Origin of the sequence: Falsiroseomonas oryziterrae, from assembly GCF_021864505.1 — a bacterium.
Lineage (GTDB): Bacteria > Pseudomonadota > Alphaproteobacteria > Acetobacterales > Acetobacteraceae > Falsiroseomonas > Falsiroseomonas oryziterrae.
In genome coordinates, this window is record NZ_JAKJIB010000410.1 from 1 (window position 1) to 3,131 (window position 3,131).

Below are 3,131 nucleotides of genomic sequence, written 5' to 3' on the forward strand. Positions count from 1 at the left end.
GCCGCGACGGCGCGGACGTCGCGGGCTGGACGCTGACCGTGCAGGCCGACCAGGCGCCGCGCGCCTACTTCGCCGAAGCCCCCGGCCGCGCGCCGCGCGGGCTCGCGACGCGCCTGCCCTGGCGGGTCGAGGATGACTGGGGCGTCGCCGCGCTGTCCGCCGAGATCCGGCTGAAGGCGCGGCCGAGCGCGGCCCCGCATGTGATCGAGATCCCGCTGCCCTCCGGGCAGCCCAAGACCGCGCGCGGCGTGGCCGGGCCCGATCTCTCGGCGCATCCCTGGGCCGGGCTCGAGGTCGAGATCGTGCTGCGGGCGCGCGACGGTGCCGGGCAGGAGGGCGTGTCCGACACCGCCACCGTGACCCTGCCGGAGCGCAGCTTCACCCATCCCGTCGCGCAGCAGCTCATCGCGCTGCGCAAGGCGCTGTCGGTCGATCCGAACGGGCGCGTGGAGGCGCGGCGCGAGCTCGACCGGATCGCCGGCGCGCCGGAGGCCTTCGAGCACGACACCACGACCTATCTCGCGCTGCGCTCGGCTCGCCACCGGCTGCTCCGCGACCGCCGCGCCGAGGCGGTGCCCGAGGCGCAGGAGATCCTGTGGGAGACCGCGCTGGCGCTGGAGGAAGGCCGCGCCGACCGCACCGCGCGCGCCCTGCAGCAGGCGCGCGAGGCGCTGCGCGAGGCGCTGCAGGAAGCGAACCGCCAGCTCGAGGAAGCGCGCCGCAACCAGGAGCGCCGCGAGCAGGAGCGCCGGAACGCCGAGCGCCAGGAGAGCGAGCGACGCGAGGGCGAGCGCCAGGACGGCGAACGGCAGGAGCCGCAGCAGAACCAGCAGCAGGCCGAGCGGCAGGACCGCGACGCGCAGCAGCGCACCGAGACGGAGCGGCGCATCCAGGAACTGCGCGACGCGATCCGCCGCCACCTCGAGGCGCTGGCGGAGCGGCTGCAGCGCGAGAATGCCGAATCGATGCCCTTCGACCCGCAGAATCGGCTGATGGACCGGCGCGACCTCGACCGCCGCACCGACCGCATGCGCGAGGCGAACCGCCAGGACCGCATGCAGGACGCCGAGCGGGAGCTGGCCGAGCTCGAGGAGATGCTGCGCGGGCTGGAGGAAGGCCGCACCGCGCGCAACGAGCAGCAGGAGCGGCGCCGCCAGCAGCGCCAGCGCGGCGAGCAGCAGATGGGCGTGGTGCAGGACATGGTGCAGCGCCAGACCCGCATGCTCGACAGCGGCCACCAACGCGCCGAGGCGGAGACCCAGCGGCGCGAGGCGGAGCGCCGCGCGCAGCAGCAGCAGAGCCGCACCCCCTGGATCCGCCCGACGCCGCAGCAGGAGCAGCAACAGCAGCAGCAGCGCGCCGAGGCCGAGGCGCAGGCCCGCACCGAAGCCGGGCGCGAGGCGCGCACCCAGCGTGCCCTGCGTCGTGCCTTGGGCGAGGTGATGCAGCAATTCGGCGACCTGACCGGCGAGGTGCCGCCGCAGCTCGGCCGCGCCGACCAGGCGATGCGCGAGGCGCAGGAACAGCTGACCGAGGGCCGCGACGCGCGCCAGGCGCAGCAGCGCGCCATCCGGGAGCTGCAGGAAGGTGCGCGGCAGATGGCGCAGCAGATGCAGCGCCAGTTCGGCCAGCAGGACGGCGAGGGCGAGGAGGAGGGCGAGGAGCCCGGCGACATGGTCGGCGAGGGCCAGGGCGAAGGCGAAGGCCAGGACCAGGCGCAGGACCAGGGCCCCGGCCGCGACCCGCTCGGCCGCCGGACGCGGGAGGCGCCGGGCGCGCAGGATGCCGGCTCCGACACCCGGGTGCCGGACGAGGCCGAGCAGCTCCGCACCCGGCAGCTGCAGGAGGAACTGCGCCGGCGCGGCGCGGAGCGCGGCCGCCCGCAGGAGGAGCTGGACTACATCGACAGGCTGTTGCGGCGCTTCTGAAGCCCGGGCATCAGCCTCAAGTTAACTTGCGGCTGAAAAATACACGCATAGGGCGAAAAACAGTTGCGGAATGATTAACGAGGCGGCATTGCTGCGCCCCCGCGCCACGGAGCGCGGGCTCCCTGCGGAGGCCGCGCCCATGCTCCAGACCAAGATCCAGCATGTGACCGTCACCGAGACGCCGCCACCCGGCGCGCTCGCGCATGTCGTGGAGATGCAGGCGGCCTGGTACGCCCGGAACTGGGGCTTCGGTCTGCCCTTCGAGGCGAAGGTGGCCGCCGAGGTGGGCGACTTCGCCCGCGCCCTGCCGCACCCCGATTGCGGCGTGTGGATCGCCCAGGTGGCCGGGGTCTACGGCCCTTCCGTGGTCGGCTCGATCGTGATCGACGGTCGTGCGGCACCCGAGGCGCGGCTGCGGTGGTTCTTCGTGGACGACAGCGTGCGAGGCGGCCTCGGGCGCCGGCTGCTCGGCCAGGCGCTGGCCTTCTGCGAGGCGCGCAACTTCCGGGAGGTCTGGCTGACCACCTTCGCCGGGCTGCATGCCGCGCGCCATCTCTACGAGCAGGCCGGCTTCCGCCTGGTGCACGAGGCCTGGGATCGCACCTGGGGCGTCGAGGTGCAGGAGCAGGAATTCCGCCTGCATCTTCGCTGAGGCCGACCGGCGAAGGGCACGCCCGTCTGCGGCGTGGCAAGGCGGCCACGCCGGCACCGCCGATGGTCGTGCCGCCCGCTCCGCCCTCGCGCAGGACGCGCAGGACGCGGTAGCATCCGCACGCGGTACGTTCCGCCAGGCGGATGGACGAAGGGGGGCATGTCGGGAAGCGATCTCTGGCCTGGTCCTGCTGGCGCGCGCGGCGCGAGGCCCGGCGGCGCGGGCTGGCTGCTGTTCGGCGTGCCGTTGGCGTTGCTGATCGGCTTCGTCGGCGTGCCCGGCATCAAGGAACGCACCTCCTCGCCCTGCCTCGGCCTCGAGCAGCTGGCCGTGCGGACCGCGCTCGACCTGCCATCGGCGGGCGACGGCTTCCGCGGCCCGATGGTGCAGGTGATGGCCAACACGCTGCGTCGCGCCGGCCTGACCGGCGCGGCCGGCGCACGCGCCGCGGGCCGCCTCCATCCCGGGCTGCCGGCCCCGCTGGGCTGCCTGATCGGCCATTGGCAGGTCACGCTCTCCCCGGCGGAGCAGGCGCCGGCCTGGCTCGCCGC

The 3,131-nt window shown here is 74.7% G+C and carries 3 protein-coding genes; all 3 read left to right on the top strand.

The genetic code is table 11. The features are described from left to right. Nucleotides 1-1,928: DUF4175 family protein (locus L2I40_RS21105; protein ID WP_237217158.1), on the top strand; the 1,928-nt coding region annotated here is incomplete at its 5' end. Nucleotides 1,929-2,067: 139 nt separating this feature from the next. Next, complete coding sequence (locus L2I40_RS21110; RefSeq protein WP_237217160.1) at nucleotides 2,068-2,580, top strand: GNAT family N-acetyltransferase; 513 nt, start codon at nucleotides 2,068-2,070, stop codon at nucleotides 2,578-2,580. Nucleotides 2,581-2,739: 159 nt separating this feature from the next. After that, the coding region (locus L2I40_RS21115) for a hypothetical protein (RefSeq protein ID WP_237217161.1) at nucleotides 2,740-3,131 on the top strand (392 nt) is incomplete at its 3' end.